Source organism: Serratia sp. CY47444 (assembly GCF_052168635.1).
GTDB lineage: Bacteria > Pseudomonadota > Gammaproteobacteria > Enterobacterales > Enterobacteriaceae > Serratia > Serratia bockelmannii.
In genome coordinates this window covers 117,797-134,134 of the sequence record NZ_JBJNMH010000003.1, presented here as the reverse complement: position 1 = coordinate 134,134, position 16,338 = coordinate 117,797, and the positions used below count along the sequence as shown (strand labels likewise).

Here is a 16,338-nt window from a genome sequence, read left to right as displayed (position 1 = left end):
TTTAGTTCCGCTGATGAATCGAAATGGTGCAGGTGGTACCGGCGACCAGCGTCAAATCGGCGGGCACGTTGAGCAATTTTATCCGCACCGGCACACGCTGGGCCAAACGTACCCAAGGAACATTGGGCTTAACGTCCATTAATAGATCGTTGCTGCTGTCGACGCTCTGATCGTAAATGGCGCGTCCGATGCTCTCTACTTCCCCCTGTAGCGGCGTGTTGCCGTTATATAAAACGATGTCCGCTTTATTGCCTTCTTTTATATGTTTCAGCTTGGTTTCTTCGAAATATCCGAGCACATAAAACGAATGCACATCCACCAACGCCACCAGGGGCGTGCCGGCGTTGGCGTAGTTTCCGACGCGTGCCTGCAGGTTGGTGATATAACCGTCGGTTGGCGCATAAATTTTGGTTTTGCTCAAATTCCATTTGGCCTGTTCCAGGTTGGCCAGGGCGGCTTTATAGGCGGCCTTCATTGCCTGAGCGGCTAAATTGGACTCGTCCAAGTCTTCAGCGGAAATAACGTTACGCGGTAAACCGCGGCGGCGGGCAGCCTCATGGTCCGCTTTGGCCAGATCGGATTGCGCTTTTGCCACCGCGGCCTCGGCATTGTCCAGCGCAATCTGGTAGGGCACCGGGTCGAGGGTAAAAATCAGACTTCCCGCAGGTACGAACTGATTGTCATTCGCGCTTATTTTCTCTAATCTTCCAGAGACTTCAGGGGTGATATTGACGAGTTCTGCGCGCACTTTTCCGTCACGGGTCCATGGGGATTGCATATAATAATTCCAGAGCCACCAACCGGCGCAGACGGCAATGGCGCAGACGATCACCGTAGAGAAGTATTTTAATGTTTTATGCTGCATGGGTTACCAACTCGCTAAAATCCATAAGGAACCGCTGACGGTCAGAACGAAAATGGACAGGTCCATCAACATGGGATGCCAGATTTCACCGGAATACATCCAGTCTCTCAGCAGCTGATGAATCAGCAGCCATAAGACCAGTCCTAGTAAAAAAGCTTTAAATATAGGTGGAAAATAAAGCGATGCCCCCAGGACCAAATCGGGTAAGGGGGATGAGGTGTGTAACCATGATGTATTCACATTAACAATCCCTAAGGGTGAATATGTTGAATATTTGCATAACGATTAAACAATAGCGGCTAAAAATAGTGGTTATTTCCACAATATACATTATATACATTTGTGTTTTTAATGTGAGTTACCCAAAATAGTCTAAGCTCTGGGAGGTAATGTTAGCATGCTAATTATAAGGAGGGGTAAGTGGAGTCAACATTAGGTTCAGATTTAGCACGATTGGTTCGTGTTTGGCGAGCGCTCATCGATCACCGGCTCAAGCCGTTGGAGCTGACCCAAACGCATTGGGTTACGTTGCACAATATCAATCGCTTGCCGCCGGAGCAGTCGCAAATCCAGCTGGCCAAGGCGATCGGTATCGAGCAACCGTCACTGGTTCGCACGCTGGACCAACTGGAGGAGAAAGGGCTGATCACGCGTCACACCTGTGCCAACGATCGCCGCGCGAAGCGCATCAAGTTGACCGAAGCGGCCGATCCGATCATCAGAGAAGTCGATAGTGTGATCACGTCTACGCGCAGTGAGATTTTAAGCGGCATTACCGCCGACGAAGTGCATCTGTTGGTAGGGCTGATTGGCAAGTTAGAACAAAATATCACCGAACTGCAGAACAAATAATAATATTCTTATTTTCTACGATTACAGTTTCACAGCATCAGAAATAAAACCGGAGGCGATTGCCTCCGGTTTGCCGTGTGCCGCCGGCTGACTTACAGCGGAGAGACGGTGATGGTGTCGCCCATGCGCGCCATGCGCACGCGCTGGCCCGGGCTGAACTTGGTGTCGCCCGCTTTCTGCACCACGACGATGTTCTCTTTCTGGTCGGTTTTGATTTCCAGCTCGTAGCCTGAGGTACGACCGGCCACTTCACCGATGCTGTTGCCCGCTGCGCCGCCGGCGATAGCGCCCGCCGCGGTAGCCAGCGTACGACCGGTACCGCCGCCAACGGTGTTACCCAACAGCCCGCCAATCACTGCGCCGCCGATCATCCCCAAGGCGTTGGAACCTTCCCCGCCCTGAATTTTCACCGGACGCACGGAAACCAGCGTCCCGTAGGTGACGTTCTGCACCTGTTTGGCCTGCGAGGACGAGTAGACATCGCCGGACATGGATTCATTGGCACACCCAGCCAACGTAACGGCGGCGACGGCAACGACGAGAAGACGCTTGATCATATAAAACTCCTGATGGTAGTAGTCCATAACCTGGCAATGCTCACCAGGCAAGATTCAGTGAAAATGATAGACAAAGTATGGCTGAAAGTTGATACAGCGCCATGCCTCATCGCTGCACGCAGCTTAACTTTTCTCTGTTCAACCAATAATAAACCGCGGTTTACCTTTATGACAGCCTCACCGACATTCCGTTGCCGGTTAACGCACGGTTTAACACATGAAATGTGCCACCGCGACGCACCTGGCTCACGGCGTGTAAAAAAAGCATCATAATTCATGGCGTTAATCCGGCAATTCTGGTTTATTTGTCAGGATAAAATTTGCTTACCGCGCGGGTTAGAGGATGTTGCTATGAAGTCAGGCCGCTATATAGGCGTCATGTCCGGCACCAGTCTGGACGGAATCGATGTGGTATTGGCCGCGATCGACGATCGCATGGTGGCGCAGCAGGCCAGCTATAGCCATCCGATGCCGATCGCGCTGAAAAAAGAGATCCTGGGGATGTGCCAGGGGCAGCAGACCACGCTGGCCGCCGTCGGCCGATTGGACGCACAGCTGGGCACGCTGTTTGGCGAGGCGGTGCTTGGCCTGCTGAAGCAAACCGGCATCGACGCCGAGCAGATCACCGCCATCGGTTGCCACGGCCAGACGGTGTGGCACGAACCGGAAGGCGACGCGCGTTTCTCGATGCAGCTCGGCGACAACAACCGCATCGCCGCGCTGACCAATATCACCACCGTCGGCGATTTCCGCCGGCGCGATATGGCCTACGGCGGGCAGGGCGCGCCGCTGGTGCCTGCGTTTCATCAGGCGCTGCTGGGGCATCCCGTCGAGCGGCGTATGGTGCTGAACGTCGGCGGCATTGCCAACCTTTCTCTGCTGTTGCCCGGTGCGCCGGTGCGCGGTTTCGATACCGGGCCGGGCAATATGCTGATGGATGCCTGGGTCTGGCGTCACCGTGCGCAACCTTACGATCAGGACGGCGGCTGGGCGATGCAGGGGCGAGTCTGCTTGCCGCTGTTGCAGCAAATGCTGGCGGACCCTTACTTTGCGCTACCGGCGCCGAAAAGCACCGGCCGCGAGTATTTCAATATCGCCTGGCTGGAGCGGCAGCTGGCCGGATTGCCGGCGATCGCGCCGGTCGACGTGCAGGCCACGCTGACAGAGCTGAGCGCCGTCAGCATCAGCGAACAGGTACAACTGGCCGGCGGGTGCGAGCGCCTGCTGGTCTGCGGTGGCGGAGCGCGCAACACGCTGCTGATGGCGCGCCTGTCGGCGCTGTTGCCGGGCACGGAGGTCGGGCTGACCGACGATTGCGGCGTCAGCGGAGACGACATGGAGGCGCTGGCCTTTGCCTGGCTGGCGTTTCGCACGCTGTCCGGCCAGGCCGGCAACCTGCCTTCGGTCACCGGCGCCAGCCGTGAAACGGTGCTGGGTGGGATTTATCCGGTTTTGCCGTTGAGGGGCCGTTAGCTCTGTTAGGATAACCTGTGAAGGATTTCTCTAAGGAGCAACAGCATGAAAAAAGTCATTTTCGTCGCCGGCGCGCTGGCGTTGTCCGGCTGCAGCTACATCCTGCCGCAGAGCAGCCAGACGATGCACTACCAGTGCGGCACTACGCCGCTGACGGTGGGGCTCGACGGCAAGGCGAGCGAAGTCAGCCTGCTGATGGACGGCGAGCAGCTGCATCTTAAGCAGGTGCTGGCGCTGACCGGTGCCAAATACAGCGACGGTAAATACACTTTTTGGTCGAAAGATCGTAACGCCTATCTTGAGCGCAACGGCAAGGTAGTCATGAGCGACTGCGTGTTGACGGAGTGACGGTCACGGCGGCGTCGGAGCGATTGAGTTCCTGACGCCGCAGGCGCAGAATGTAACGACGGATTTTTTCAGTTGGTCGATAAACCAGATGATTGAAAAGAATGAGTTTGATGTTGCGGACCTGCGCCGTGAATATACCCGAGGCGGCCTGCGCCGCAACGATCTGACCGCCAGCCCGCTCGAACTGTTCGAACGCTGGTTGAAACAGGCCTGCGACGCGCGCCTGGCCGATCCTACCGCCATGTGCGTCGCTACCGTCGACGAACACGGCCAACCGTATCAGCGCATCGTGCTGCTCAAGCATTTCGATGAGCAGGGGCTGGTGTTCTACACCAACCTCGGCAGCCGCAAGGCACAGCAGCTGGCGCAAAACCCGCATATCAGCCTGCTGTTCCCCTGGCACATGCTCGACCGTCAGGTGATTTTCCTGGGGCAGGTGGAGCGCCTGTCGACCCTCGACGTGCTGAAGTACTTCAACAGCCGGCCGAAGGACAGCCAGATCGGCGCCTGGGTGTCGCAGCAGTCGTCGCGCATTTCCGCGCGCGGCGTGCTGGAAAGCAAATTCCTCGAGTTGAAGCAAAAGTTCCAGCAGGGCGAAGTGCCGTTGCCGAGTTTCTGGGGCGGATTCCGCGTGAAATTTGACTCCGTCGAGTTCTGGCAAGGCGGCGCCCATCGCCTGCATGACCGTTTCCTGTATCAGCGGGACGGGAATGACTGGAAAATTGACCGACTGGCACCTTGAAGACGTAAAATCCCCTCTAAGCGCTGGTGCTGACGCCGCCGGCGCTTTATTCTATGCGCTACCCTGAATTTTTATTTCGCCACTGGGCGAAAGGCCGTGTACCGGCAAAGGTGCATTCGTTTATACATGGAGTCATTGATGGCAAGCAGCAACTTGATTAAACAACTGCAAGAGCGGGGCCTCGTTGCCCAGGTTACGGATGAGGAAGCGTTAGCGGAGCGACTGGCGCAAGGGCCAATTGCACTGTATTGCGGTTTCGATCCGACCGCTGACAGCTTGCATTTGGGCCATCTGGTTCCTCTGTTGTGCCTGAAGCGCTTCCAGCTGGCCGGCCACAAGCCGGTAGCGTTGGTGGGCGGCGCCACTGGCCTCATCGGCGATCCGAGCTTCAAAGCGGCGGAGCGCAAGCTGAACACCACCGATACGGTGAACGAGTGGGTCGAGAAGATCCGCAAACAGGTTTCCCCGTTCCTCGATTTCGACTGCGGCAGCAACAGCGCCATCGCGGCCAACAACTACGACTGGTTCGGCGGCATGAACGTGCTGACCTTCCTGCGTGACATCGGCAAGCACTTCTCCGTCAACCAGATGATCAACAAGGAAGCGGTCAAGCAGCGCCTGAATCGCGATGACTCCGGTATCTCCTTTACCGAGTTCTCCTATAACCTGCTGCAGGGCTTCGATTTCTCCGAGCTGTACAACCGCCACCAGGTGGAGCTGCAGATCGGCGGTTCCGATCAGTGGGGCAACATCACCTCGGGTATCGATCTGACCCGTCGCCAGCACCAGAAGCAGGTGTTCGGTCTGACCGTGCCGTTGATCACCAAAGCAGACGGCACCAAGTTCGGTAAAACCGAAGGCGGCGCGGTCTGGCTGGCGCCGGAAAAAACCAGCCCGTACAAGTTCTACCAGTTCTGGATCAACACCGCCGATGCCGACGTCTACCGCTTCCTGAAGTTCTTCACCTTCATGAGCCTGGAAGACATCAACGCGCTGGAAGAAGAAGACAAGAACAGCGGCAAGGCGCCGCGCGCCCAGTACGTGCTGGCGGAAGAAGTGACCGGCATGGTGCACGGTGCGGAAGGCCTGGCGGCCGCCAAGCGTATCACCCAGAGCCTGTTCTCCGGCGCGCTGCATGACATGACCGAAGCGGACTTCGCCCAGTTGGCGCAGGACGGTATGCCGACCATCAAACTGGATGGCGACGCCGATCTGCAGCAGGCGTTGGTGAATGCCGAACTGGTGCCGTCACGCGGCCAGGCGCGCACCATGATCGGCTCCAACGCGGTGACCATCAACGGTGAGAAACAGTCCGATGCCGAATACCGCTTCAGCGATTCAGATCGTCTGTTCGGCCGCTACACGCTGCTGCGTCGCGGCAAGAAACACTACTGCCTGGTGGATTGGCAGTAAGCGAATAATGACGGTAAGGGGCCCTGGCGGCCCCTTTATTTTTGGGCAGCCGCCCGGCTGCCGTATTCAGAACGAGTCTGTCGATGAAAAACATTCTTTCTATCCAGTCGCACGTGGTGTTTGGTCACGCCGGCAACAGTGCGGCGGAGTTTCCAATGCGTCGCATGGGCGTCAACGTCTGGCCGCTGAACACGGTGCAGTTCTCCAACCATACGCAATACGGTCAGTGGACCGGCTGCGTCATGCCGGCCAGCCATCTGACCGAAATCGCGCAGGGCATCGCCAATATCGATCAGCTGAAGCGCTGTGATGCGGTGTTGAGTGGCTATATCGGTTCGCCGGAGCAGGGCGACCATATTCTGGAGATCGTGCGTCAGGTTAAGCAGGCGAACCCGAATGCCTGGTATTTCTGCGATCCGGTGATGGGGCATCCGGAAAAGGGCTGCATCGTGGCGCCGGGCGTGGCCGAGTTTCACTGCCGCCAGGCGTTGCCGTGCAGCGACATGGTGGCGCCGAACCTGCTGGAGTTGGAGATGCTGAGCCAGATGGCCGTCGCCGACGTGGCTGATGCGGTGCAGGCCGCCCGCGTGCTGATTGCCAAAGGGCCGCGGCTGGTGCTGGTCAAGCACCTGGCCCGCGCCGGCTATCACGCCGACTGTTTCGAAATGCTGCTGGTGACAGCGGACGAGGCCTGGCACATCAGCCGGCCGCTGGTGGACTTCGGCGCGCGTCAGCCGGTCGGCGTCGGCGATTTGACCAGCGGTCTGCTGCTGGTGGATCTGCTGAAGGGCGAGGCGCTGGATAAAGCGCTGGAGCACGTGACCGCCGCCGTGTATGAGGTGATGCTGACGACTCAAGAGATGGGCGAATACGAGCTGCAGGTGGTGGCGGCGCAGGATCGGATCGTGCAGCCGCGTAGCGAATTCAAAGCGGTAAAACTGTAAGTGCAACGGGCCCCGGCGATAGCCACCGGGGCCGAGTGTTTACTTCAATCCTTCGGCGTTCAGCGCCGCGTCTACCGCCGGGCGCGCCGCAACGCGATCGAACCAGGCCGCCAGATGGGCGTGCTTGCGCACGTCAAACTGCAGGGCGAATGCCCAGCGCAGCACGGTGAACAGGTAGGCGTCAGCCACGCTGAAACGGCTCCCCAACAGGAAGTGCTGCTTCGCCAGCACCGAATCCAGATAGCTGAACTGCTGCTCCAGCCTGGCGCGCGCGATGGTTTTGTATTCCTCGGGCGTCTTCGGGTTGAACAGCGGGCTGAACCCTTTGTGCAGTTCGGTGGCGATGTAGTTCAGCCATTCGATCGCGTGGTAGCGCGACAGGGTGCCCGCCGCCGGGATCAGGTTGCGGTCCGGCACGCGGTCCGCCAGGTATTGTACGATCGCCACGCCTTCGGTCAGCAGGCTGCCATCGTCCAGCAGCAGCGCCGGGACCTGTCCCTTGGGATTGATGGCAAGGTAATCTGCGCCGCTCTCGGTTTTCTTCTGCGCCAGATCGACCTTCTCCGCCGTGAAATCCAGCCCTGCCTCGCGCAGCACGATATGCGGGGACAGCGAACAGGCGCCGGCTTTATAGAACAGTTTCATCGGAAGCTCCTTGTTGATGACGAATGACGGGCATGCTTAACCTCTCATCGTAGTCCCATAGCGCCAAAATTACAGCGGCTTAGCTTACAAATTTAACCGATGAGCGCCTCGGTTGTCTGCAGCTGCGCCAGCGTTGCGGCGATCTGCTGTTGCAGCGCCTGCGGCGCCACCTGCATGGGCGAACGTAACTCATTAGCGATCAGCCCCTGTTGGGCCAGTACCGTCTTGACCGGCGCCGGATTCGGGAAGCTGAACATCTGGTGGATCATCGGCAGCAGCTCATAGAAGTTGCTGCGCGCAGCGGCCAGATCGCCGGTGGCGACTTGCTGTACCAGCTGGACGAAACGCTCCGGGTGAACATGCGCGGCGGCGGAAATGGCACCGGTGCCGCCGAGGCACAGCGTGGTGAGGATCAGATTGTCTTCCCCGGTCATCACATCGATTTCGCCGTCGGCGATCAGCGCCATGGTAGCGTCAGGGTTGCCGCCGCAGTCCTTGATGGCGGTGATGCGCGGGTGACGTGCGAGCCGGCGCAGCGTGGCCAGCTCCATGGCGATGCCGGTGCGCTGCGGAATGTTGTACAGGATCACCGGCACGGTGGAGGCGTCGGCCAACTGGGTGAAATAGTCGATCAGGCCGCATTGCGAAGGGCGGATGTAGTAAGGCGCCGGGATCAGCACGCCGGCGATGTCGCGCAGCTGAATGGCCTGCTGCATCTGCAGCGTGGCGGCCATGTTATTGCCGGAAAGGCCCATCACCACCTGATGGGCGGGCGCCACCTCCAGCACGGCGTCGAGCACCGCCAGCTGTTCTTCCTTGCTCAGCGCGGCGGCTTCACCGGTAGAGCCGCAGACCACCAGGCCGTCGATGCCGGCGTCGAGCAGGTGCCGCGCTAGGCGTTTAACCGCCGGCAGATCGACGGCATCTTGATTGAAAGGGGTAACCATCGCCACCCAAATACCCGAAAATGAGGCCATAAAATATTCCTTCTGTGTGACCGACAGAGAAGCCAGATGAGAAAATTGAAGGCGGGGCGTTGCAGGCCATCCAGTCAGCTCATCTGACGGGACAGCGCGCCCCGGTCAAATGAGCGTCTGTTTCTTCGATTTAACCGCCGCCAAACCGCCAACGGACAACGCAGGTGTCATCAGAATATCAGCGTTGCGTGAGTAGGCCATGGCAGTCTCGTGAAAAGGGGAAGTGGGGTGATAATGAATATTCTTCATCAGGCTGTCAATTTACAACAGATTGATAACATTGTTATTCATGATTCATCAGCAGGGATGAGTTTGGCTAATAAATAAAATCCCCGCCGCGGCGAGGAGGGTTTGACTGGCTCAGCGCGGCGGGCGGGAGCCGATAGTGGCAGACCAACTGAAGGTGTCGCCGCTTGGCCGGTAGCGGTTGGCTTTGCGTTCTGCACGCTCTGCCTTGGCGAGCTTTGCTCTGGCGGCCATGATGCGCGCCACCACTTCATCCTTGACCTTGTGCTGTTCGGCGTTGGTCAGCGGCCGGCCGTGGCTTTTACGCGCTTTGTCCAGCTCGGTTTTGACTTCCCGTTGCTCGCTTTCCGTCATCTCTTTCAACGTCAACTTTTTCATCTGTGCCGCCCGTTCGGTGAAGTTGGCTTTCAGTTTAACGGTGTTATGTGACCGAAAATGTTATGGGCATAACGAAAATGCCCCGTAGGCCGGCATTACACCTCCTCCAGCAGATCATCGACAAAACGCCGCATGCGTTCGGTGCGAAGCTCGGCCATGTGCCGCCCGGCGGCAGTCTGGAAGCCGTCTTGCAGTTTGAACAGCTTGGTTTCGAAGTGATCCAGGCTGAAACGTTTGTCGTCGTATTGGCGATGTTCGGCCCGCGGGTCGGCGGCGTCGTACAGCGCACTGCGCATGCGGCCGCCGATATAGAAGCAGCGCGCCACGCCAATCAGGCCAATGGCGTCGAGACGATCGGCGTCCTGCAGGATCTTTGCCTCCAGCGTTTGCGGGGGGATGCCAGCGGAAAAACTGTGCGCTTCAATGGCGTGGGCTACCGCCGCGATGTCCGCCGGCGCCCATTCCAGCCGGGTCAGCGTCAGCGTGGCTTGCTCCGCCGCCATGCGCGAGGCCAGATGGCGCTGCGGCGAGTTTTTTTCCACCGCCACGGCGTCATGCAGCAGCACCGCCGCGCAGAGAATGCGCTGGTCGCCGCCTTCCAGCTTGCTGATGTGGCGGCAGTTCTTCCAGACTCGATGCAGGTGCGCCACGTCATGCGAACCGTCGTCCGACTCGAGGGTGAGCGGCAACAGCGTTTGCGCCAGCGTTTGGTAGGGGGAAAACGGTTGTAACAACTCTTGCGTCAGCGAGGGTAAAGACACGTTCAGCTCCTGTTGGGGAAAATCGGTCAATCAGCATAGCCGTGTCGGATGCCGGGAAAATGACAGAAAAATGGTTATTGTTTACTAAAGTGCAACCCACTATTGTCATAACTGCGGTTTTTGCAGCGAAACAAGCAACCTAGAATAGCCGCATTCCGCCGTCTCCGCTTGGTGAGAGCCTGTGTCCGCGGGGATGGCCGGAATATCCTCATCAGCCATTTGGAGAAGAGACATGCCAACCCCTCTTGAAATAGTGCGCGCAACCTATGAAGGCAGCTCCGAAGAAAACGGCCGCAATCTGCTGGCGGCGCTGGCCCCCGATGCAGAGTGGACCGAAGCCGCGGGTTTCCCTTACGCCGGTACCTATATCGGCCCGGAGAACATCATCAAGAACGTGCATCAGCGCCTGGGCAGCGAATGGCAAGGTTACCGCGCCGACGTCGATCACTTTTACGATGCCGGCGACAACGTGATCGCTCAGGGTTTTTATCACGGCACTTACCGGGCCACCGGCAAATCCTTCAGCGCCTCCTTTGCGCATATTTATACGCTTCGCGCCGGAAAAATCGTGAAGTTCGTGCAGATCGTCGACAGCGCTAAAGTGCTGGAAGCAATGCAGCCTTAATCGCCGCTGCGCTTGCCGAATTTGCGGTCGAACTCGCGCCGGTAACCCCGGGCCTTGTTGCGATCGCGGATCCACAAATAGCCGCACACCAGCGCAACCGCTCCCGAGAAGGTGACGTTGCGCATATCCCGGTCATACCAAAACACCAACAGCGCATCTAGCGCCGCAATCAGCGCGATCCATTTGTACATATGGGATTGGCGCCGCGTGGCGGCGTTGAGTCGTTTTAACTGTCTGGCTTCGTCCAACACCGGTTTTTGCTGCATAGCGTTTCGTTATCATCAGGCTGTTCACGCTAAATTAGCAGAATTTCCCTAACCGCCGCAAAGATTAACGCGTGGCGTTATGCGGTTTTCACCGCCCCTGGCGCGGCGCAGAAAATTTATGCGCGGGCGCTTGAATTACCCATCGGGCGTGATAGGTTATTTATTCGCTATTTTTGGTTTTTTATTCAAATCTCGCCGTGTCATCAAGCTGCAGCACTGGGCGGTTAACGTGATGGGTTCGACGTATGCGGCGGTTAACTTCGGCAGGAGGATGTGATGAACGATAAAACGGCACGCCCGCAGGATGTGGTTCAACAACAGCTTGACGCCTATAACGCCCGCGACATCGAGGCCTTTATGGCCTGCTGGGCGGACGACGCGCAGTATTACGAGCATCCCGACACGTTGCTGGCCAGCGGCAAGGCGGCGATCCGTGAACGACATCTTGTGCGTTTCCAGGAGCCGAGTCTGTATGGCGAACGGATAAAACGCATGGCGGTGGGGAATATGGTGGTCGATCAGGAAGTGGTGACGCGCAACTTCCCGCAGGGGCGCGGCAAAATGGATGTCATCGCCATTTACGAAGTGGAACAGGGGCAGATCGCCAAAGCCTGGTTCAAGATCGGCCCCTGCATGCCGGATGAAGGTGCGCTCTAGCCGCAATGCCGCTCACTTAAGCCTGAGTGGCATTTTTCTTATCCAGCCTCTGGGCGTTCTGTGCAGGGGAATTGCCGTCAATGTTCCGCATTTCTTTGTGGCCAACATGAACGGCAATTGTAGGGGCCGATGGCGCGGCCCCTACACCCGCGCCTTTGCTTAACACCGCCTGTCCGCTGCGCGGATACCCTCGCCGTGTCTGCATTGTCGGGCGGGTCGGCTGCGACAAACATCCCTGTTAGTCTCGCCTCAACCGGCCTTCCCTGGCCGGTTGCCCCTGACAACGCCGCCTTGCTCGGCAGCCGGTGATGCGCGTTAAAGGTCAACACCCGAGCTGGCAGCTACCGGGAAATCTGCCGCTGATGAGGTTATGGCAGAGAAGTTGGAGATGAGCGCGGTGTTGGGCGCCCTTGAAGACGCCGAACGCAGGCATAGCGCATTAGGAGAAACCGCCATGGACGGCGGTTTCAGGTGAGACAGGCAGGGACGCCTGTCGCAACCGGCCTCAATGTGCTATGGCGGAGAGAGGGCAGTTGGCAAAGCCAACCGTCTGATAGGGCAAAGGCGCGGGTTGCCAGGGGCCGCGCCTTATTGCAACGCCATCACCGCCTCAATTTCCACACACACTGCGGGTGAGAACAACGCGCTGACCGCCATCAGTGAACAGGCCGGCAGCGCGCCGTCGAAATAGTCAAACAGCACCGGGCGCACGCCCGCCAGATCGGCGATGTCGGTCAGGAACACGCTGATTTTAATCAAGGCCTTGAGATTCACGCCTTCGCTGGCGGCGATGGTCGCCAATTGCTCGAGGATCTCCTGCGTCTGTTCCGGCGCGTTCAAGCCTTGCGCGTCGGTGGCGAAGGCCGTCAAGCCCGACACATACAGGCGATCGCCGTGGCGCACCGCATGCACATAGGGGCCGCCCGGCGTAGGCAACTGCGGATAATTCGTGCGTTTTAATGATGTCATGATCAAACCCCGCGCAAGACCGGTTAATAAAATCGACAAACTTGGTTAGGATACTGAGGAAACGGCGGCCAGACGCCGCACACCGATGATATATGAGCGTATCATCCCTCTTTATTTTATACGTCGTCTCTCACCCGAATGTGACAGTGCGGCGCAGATCGGCCACAAGGACGCATGAGACGATGAACCCGCTTTTTACTCCCTACCTGCAACGCTGGCAACTGGAACAGGACGGTAAAGCCTTCGAAACCCACAGCAGCCTGCTGATGCCGGTGCGTTACCGGGGCGAGGCCGCCATGCTGAAGATCGCCCGCGAGCAGGAGGAGCGCTTCGGCGGCCAGCTGATGTGCTGGTGGCGCGGGGAAGGCGCCGCGCAGGTGTTGGCGTGGCACGAAGACGGCATTCTGCTGGAGCGCGCACAGGGCGAAAGCTCGTTGGCGCAGCTGGTGCGTGACGGCGACGATGAGCAGGCCACGGCGATCCTGTGCCGGGCGATCGCCGCCTTGCATGCGCCGCGCGCGGCACCGCTGCCCGAATTGATCCCGTTGCAAGAGTGGTTCAGCTCGCTGTGGCCGGCGGCGCAGGCGCACGGCGGCATGCTGCGTCTCAGCGCCACGACGGCGGCGGAATTGCTGAGTAGCCCGCGAGATGAAAGCGTGCTGCACGGTGATATCCACCATGACAACGTGCTGGACTTCGGCGAACGCGGCTGGCTGGCGATCGATCCCAAGCGTTTGTACGGCGAACGGGGCTTCGATTACGCCAATATCTTCTGTAATCCCAACTACGGCATCGCCACCGATCCGGCCATTTTCCAGCGGCGCGTAGAACAGGTCTGTCGCTTGGCCGGGCTGGAACGCCGGCGCTTGCTGCAATGGATCCTAGCCTGGGCGGGGCTCTCCGCCGCCTGGTTTATGGAAGACGGGCAGGCGGCGGATATCGACTTCCGCGTGGCCGAGCTGGCGGCGCGCGCGTTGGATCTCCCGTTGCCGGCCGGCGATTCAGGGTTCATCCTGCCAGTAATCGAGCGAGGCTGAAGGGCGTTGCAGATAACGCACCTGTTCGCCGTCATTGCCGCGCGCCATCGCCTGGTATTTGCCTGAGTCCGGATACATCACCACTTCCGGCTGTTCGCGCGTGCTGACGGACAGGTACTTCAGCGGCGCATCGGAGGTGTTGATGATCTGGTGCGGGTATTCCGGGCCAGGCGGAATGAAAATGACATCCCCGCTAACGATCGGCAGCATTTCTCCGGCCACGCGTAGCGTACCGCTGCCTTCCAAAATGATGAACATTTCCTCCTGAGCGTAGTGAAAATGGTAGGGGCAGGAGCGCATGCCCGGCGCCACACAATCGAAAGAAGCGCCCAGCTTGTCGGCGGCGGTGCCGGTGCCGAGACGAGCGCCGACGCTGTCATACAGCGGCGGCCGCCGGTCATGCTTCATCTCTACCTGTTCGACATTGCGTATCAGGCGCTGGGCCAACAGCGCGGCTTTCTCGGTCATAAGCTTCCTTGGTGACGGCGTCACTTATTAGGTGGATTGACATTCAGACGACAGAGAAAGTGAAGGCGCCACGGCGCCGCTTGTCAATGTAGACCGCCCGTTACGCCTCGGTGGTTCGCCGCGGCAGCGACAGCAGCAGATGGGCGATGGCGCCGCCGACAATCCCCCAGAAGGCCGAACCGATGCCGAGCAGCGTGACGCCGGAGGCGGTGATGAGGAAGGCGATCAGCGCCGCGTCGCGCTGTTTTTCATCATGCAGCGCGCGTTGCAGGCTGCCGCCGATGGTGCCGAGCAACGCCAGCCCGGCAATGGTGTGGATCAAGGCGACCGGCAACGCGCTGAACAGCAGGCCGATGGCGCCGCCGAACAACCCGGCCAGCAGGTAGAAGCCGCCGGCGGCCACCGCGCCCATATAGCGCCGCTGCGGATCGGGATGCACGTCCGGCCCCATGCAGATGGCGGCGGTAATGGCGGCGATGCACACCGAGAAGCCGCCGAACGGCGCCAGCAGCAGTGCGGTCAGCGCCGTCCAGGCGATCAGCGGTGAGGTGGGGACGCGGTAGCCCGCCGCCTGCAGCGTGGCGATGCCGGGGGCGTTTTGCGAAGCCATGGTGACCACGAAGAAGGGCACGCCGATGCCGAGCAGCGTCGGCCAATTGAAATGCGGCGCGATAAATTCCGGCATGGCGAACGCCGGCGCTTGCTGCGTCAGCTGGATATTGCCCTGCAGCGCGGCGATCGCCAGCCCAACCGCCAGCGTCAGCACGATGGCGTAGCGCGGTTGATAACGGCGGCTGAGCAGATAGGCCAGCCCCATGCCGGCGCTGAGGGGGAAATTGAGCTGCAGCGAAGCGAAGGCGTCCAGCCCGAAACGCAGCAAGATCCCCGCCAGCATCGCCGCAGAAATCGCCTGCGGGATGTAGTCCATCAGGCGGGCGAACAGCCCGGTGACGCCGCACAGCAGGATCAGACCGGAAGCGAAGATAAACACGCCGATCGCCTCGTTGATCGGCGTGCCGGGCAGGCTGGTGACCAGCAGCGCCGCGCCGGGCGTCGACCAGGCGGTGAGGATCGGGGTGCGGTAGTAAAGCGAGAGCCCGAGCGAGGTGACACCCATCGCGATCCCCAGTGCGCTCAGCCAGCCGCCGATCTGCGCCGGCGTGGCGCCTGCGGCGGCGGCGGCCTGGAAAATGATCGCGGCAGAGCTGGTGTAACCCACCAGAACGGCGACAAAGCCGGCCATGATGGCGGGCAGGGTCAGATGGCGCAGGGAGAGGGCTGGGCGCATGAGGAGCTCCAATTGGTAATTGTGCGTTATAACGCACGACAAGAAATCAGCATAGCACCGTGCGCTATAGCGCACAAGCGGGTATAATCGGGCACGATACGCAGAGGAGAACAGGATGCAGGAACTTGCCGGCCATTTGGCGCACACCCTTCGCACGCTGCGCACACAGCGCGGCTGGAGCCTGACGCAGGCGGCGGAATACACCGGCGTCAGCAAAGCGATGCTCGGGCAGATTGAACGCGGTGAATCCAGCCCGACGGTGGCGACGCTGTGGAAGATCGCCACCGGCTTCAACGTGGCGTTCTCCGCCTTTCTTGAGGCGTCGCCCGCTCAGCAACAGGCGACGCTGCACCGCTACGGTGAACTGCCGGTGTACGATCAGGACAATGCTGATATGCGCGTGGTGCCGCTGTTTCCCTACGACCGCCAGCTGGGTTTCGATATGTTCGTCATCGATCTCGCACCGGGCGCGCTCAGCGAATCGTCGCCCCATGAGCCGGGCGTGATCGAGCATGTGATCGTGATCAGCGGCCGACTAGAATTGGCGATCGACGGCGAATGGCACAGCCTGGCGGCCGGCGAAGCGATGCGCTTTCAGGCCGATCGGCCGCACGCCTACCGCAACGCCAGTTCACAAACGGTGCGCATCCACGATCTGATCCACTATCCTCAATCCTGACTCAACGCGGTGCCCGCGGGCTTTGACTCCGCGCCGCCAAACGCCTACCTTGTTGAAAATGACTCTTATTTCACAGGCTGTCGCCCATGACGGGGCGGCGTTGTAGCCGACTCAAAAGGAGCTTGATTTTGCCGGTCACCAATCGACG

21 protein-coding genes are annotated in these 16,338 nt (G+C 59.5%); 10 read left to right on the top strand and 11 right to left on the bottom strand.

Features of this window, described 5'->3' with window-relative positions:
* Position 1: 1 nt before the first annotated feature.
* Positions 2–865 (bottom strand): efflux RND transporter periplasmic adaptor subunit, encoded by an 864-nt coding sequence (locus tag ACJ8IL_RS07075; RefSeq protein ID WP_004931305.1) that lies wholly within the window; start codon positions 863–865, stop codon positions 2–4.
* A 3-nt stretch (positions 866–868) separates the two neighbouring features.
* Positions 869–1,105 carry a DUF1656 domain-containing protein gene (locus tag ACJ8IL_RS07070; protein ID WP_004931303.1) on the bottom strand — a complete coding sequence of 79 codons (237 nt, stop codon included), beginning with the start codon at positions 1,103–1,105 and terminating at the stop codon, positions 869–871.
* A 180-nt stretch (positions 1,106–1,285) separates the two neighbouring features.
* Between ACJ8IL_RS07070 and slyA the strand changes: the two genes are divergently transcribed.
* The gene (slyA, locus tag ACJ8IL_RS07065; protein WP_004931301.1) at positions 1,286–1,717 is read left to right on the top strand and encodes a transcriptional regulator SlyA; all 432 of its coding nucleotides are present in this window, start codon (positions 1,286–1,288) and stop codon (positions 1,715–1,717) included.
* A 92-nt stretch (positions 1,718–1,809) separates the two neighbouring features.
* Here the strand turns inward: slyA and ACJ8IL_RS07060 are convergent, their stop codons facing one another.
* Complete coding sequence (locus ACJ8IL_RS07060; RefSeq protein ID WP_025159710.1) at positions 1,810–2,274, bottom strand: glycine zipper 2TM domain-containing protein; 465 nt, start codon at positions 2,272–2,274, stop codon at positions 1,810–1,812.
* Between the two features lie 351 nt (positions 2,275–2,625).
* Between ACJ8IL_RS07060 and anmK the strand changes: the two genes are divergently transcribed.
* The 5 genes from anmK (at position 2,626) to pdxY (ending at position 7,194) form a co-directional block, all read left to right on the top strand.
* Positions 2,626–3,747: an anhydro-N-acetylmuramic acid kinase gene (gene anmK, locus ACJ8IL_RS07055; RefSeq protein ID WP_197815031.1), complete on the top strand. Its 1,122-nt coding sequence runs from the start codon at positions 2,626–2,628 to the stop codon at positions 3,745–3,747.
* 45 nt (positions 3,748–3,792) lie between these two features.
* Positions 3,793–4,095 (top strand): MliC family protein, encoded by a 303-nt coding sequence (locus ACJ8IL_RS07050; RefSeq protein ID WP_043141183.1) that lies wholly within the window; start codon positions 3,793–3,795, stop codon positions 4,093–4,095.
* An 88-nt stretch (positions 4,096–4,183) separates the two neighbouring features.
* Positions 4,184–4,837, top strand: coding sequence for a pyridoxamine 5'-phosphate oxidase (gene pdxH / locus ACJ8IL_RS07045; RefSeq protein ID WP_219230431.1), 654 nt, complete (start codon positions 4,184–4,186; stop codon positions 4,835–4,837).
* A 138-nt stretch (positions 4,838–4,975) separates the two neighbouring features.
* Positions 4,976–6,250, top strand: a complete 1,275-nt coding sequence (tyrS, locus tag ACJ8IL_RS07040) for a tyrosine--tRNA ligase (protein WP_025302669.1) — start codon at positions 4,976–4,978, stop codon at positions 6,248–6,250.
* A gap of 83 nt (positions 6,251–6,333) precedes the next feature.
* Positions 6,334–7,194: a pyridoxal kinase PdxY gene (pdxY, locus tag ACJ8IL_RS07035; protein WP_049209382.1), complete on the top strand. Its 861-nt coding sequence runs from the start codon at positions 6,334–6,336 to the stop codon at positions 7,192–7,194.
* 39 nt (positions 7,195–7,233) lie between these two features.
* On the opposite strand, the gene gstA is transcribed toward pdxY, so the two are convergent.
* The 4 genes from gstA to ACJ8IL_RS07015 form a co-directional block, all read right to left on the bottom strand.
* The gene (gstA, locus tag ACJ8IL_RS07030) at positions 7,234–7,839 is read right to left on the bottom strand and encodes a glutathione transferase GstA (protein WP_025302671.1); all 606 of its coding nucleotides are present in this window, start codon (positions 7,837–7,839) and stop codon (positions 7,234–7,236) included.
* Between the two features lie 92 nt (positions 7,840–7,931).
* Positions 7,932–8,816 (bottom strand): 4-hydroxy-tetrahydrodipicolinate synthase, encoded by an 885-nt coding sequence (dapA, locus tag ACJ8IL_RS07025; protein ID WP_169541216.1) that lies wholly within the window; start codon positions 8,814–8,816, stop codon positions 7,932–7,934.
* A 360-nt stretch (positions 8,817–9,176) separates the two neighbouring features.
* Positions 9,177–9,440, bottom strand: a complete 264-nt coding sequence (locus ACJ8IL_RS07020) for a DUF3811 domain-containing protein (protein WP_004938373.1) — start codon at positions 9,438–9,440, stop codon at positions 9,177–9,179.
* Positions 9,441–9,535: 95 nt separating this feature from the next.
* Positions 9,536–10,231 carry an HD domain-containing protein gene (locus ACJ8IL_RS07015; RefSeq protein ID WP_442516446.1) on the bottom strand — a complete coding sequence of 232 codons (696 nt, stop codon included), beginning with the start codon at positions 10,229–10,231 and terminating at the stop codon, positions 9,536–9,538.
* A gap of 202 nt (positions 10,232–10,433) precedes the next feature.
* Here ACJ8IL_RS07015 and ACJ8IL_RS07010 point away from each other — a divergent pair, with 202 nt between their 5' ends.
* Positions 10,434–10,826, top strand: coding sequence for a nuclear transport factor 2 family protein (locus ACJ8IL_RS07010; RefSeq protein WP_004938379.1), 393 nt, complete (start codon positions 10,434–10,436; stop codon positions 10,824–10,826).
* Here ACJ8IL_RS07010 and ACJ8IL_RS07005 read toward each other — a convergent pair.
* Positions 10,823–11,092, bottom strand: coding sequence for a hypothetical protein (locus ACJ8IL_RS07005; protein WP_004938382.1), 270 nt, complete (start codon positions 11,090–11,092; stop codon positions 10,823–10,825). The two genes, ACJ8IL_RS07010 and ACJ8IL_RS07005, sit on opposite strands and share 4 nt — an antisense overlap.
* A gap of 276 nt (positions 11,093–11,368) precedes the next feature.
* Between ACJ8IL_RS07005 and ACJ8IL_RS07000 the strand changes: the two genes are divergently transcribed.
* Complete coding sequence (locus tag ACJ8IL_RS07000; protein WP_025302674.1) at positions 11,369–11,749, top strand: nuclear transport factor 2 family protein; 381 nt, start codon at positions 11,369–11,371, stop codon at positions 11,747–11,749.
* Between the two features lie 588 nt (positions 11,750–12,337).
* Here ACJ8IL_RS07000 and ACJ8IL_RS06995 read toward each other — a convergent pair.
* Positions 12,338–12,718, bottom strand: a complete 381-nt coding sequence (locus tag ACJ8IL_RS06995) for a RidA family protein (RefSeq protein WP_060433876.1) — start codon at positions 12,716–12,718, stop codon at positions 12,338–12,340.
* Between the two features lie 182 nt (positions 12,719–12,900).
* Here ACJ8IL_RS06995 and ACJ8IL_RS06990 point away from each other — a divergent pair, with 182 nt between their 5' ends.
* Complete coding sequence (locus ACJ8IL_RS06990; protein WP_025302676.1) at positions 12,901–13,755, top strand: aminoglycoside phosphotransferase family protein; 855 nt, start codon at positions 12,901–12,903, stop codon at positions 13,753–13,755.
* Here the strand turns inward: ACJ8IL_RS06990 and ACJ8IL_RS06985 are convergent.
* Both ACJ8IL_RS06985 and ACJ8IL_RS06980 read right to left on the bottom strand, forming a co-directional pair.
* Positions 13,720–14,223, bottom strand: a complete 504-nt coding sequence (locus ACJ8IL_RS06985) for a cupin domain-containing protein (protein WP_033652588.1) — start codon at positions 14,221–14,223, stop codon at positions 13,720–13,722. The genes ACJ8IL_RS06990 and ACJ8IL_RS06985 overlap by 36 nt on opposite strands.
* Positions 14,224–14,323: 100 nt before the next feature.
* On the bottom strand, positions 14,324–15,511 hold the full coding sequence (locus ACJ8IL_RS06980) for a benzoate/H(+) symporter BenE family transporter (RefSeq protein WP_049295487.1): 1,188 nt from the start codon (positions 15,509–15,511) through the stop codon (positions 14,324–14,326).
* A gap of 115 nt (positions 15,512–15,626) precedes the next feature.
* Between ACJ8IL_RS06980 and ACJ8IL_RS06975 the strand changes: the two genes are divergently transcribed.
* Positions 15,627–16,190 (top strand): helix-turn-helix domain-containing protein, encoded by a 564-nt coding sequence (locus tag ACJ8IL_RS06975; protein WP_025302679.1) that lies wholly within the window; start codon positions 15,627–15,629, stop codon positions 16,188–16,190.
* Positions 16,191–16,338: the final 148 nt, after the last annotated feature.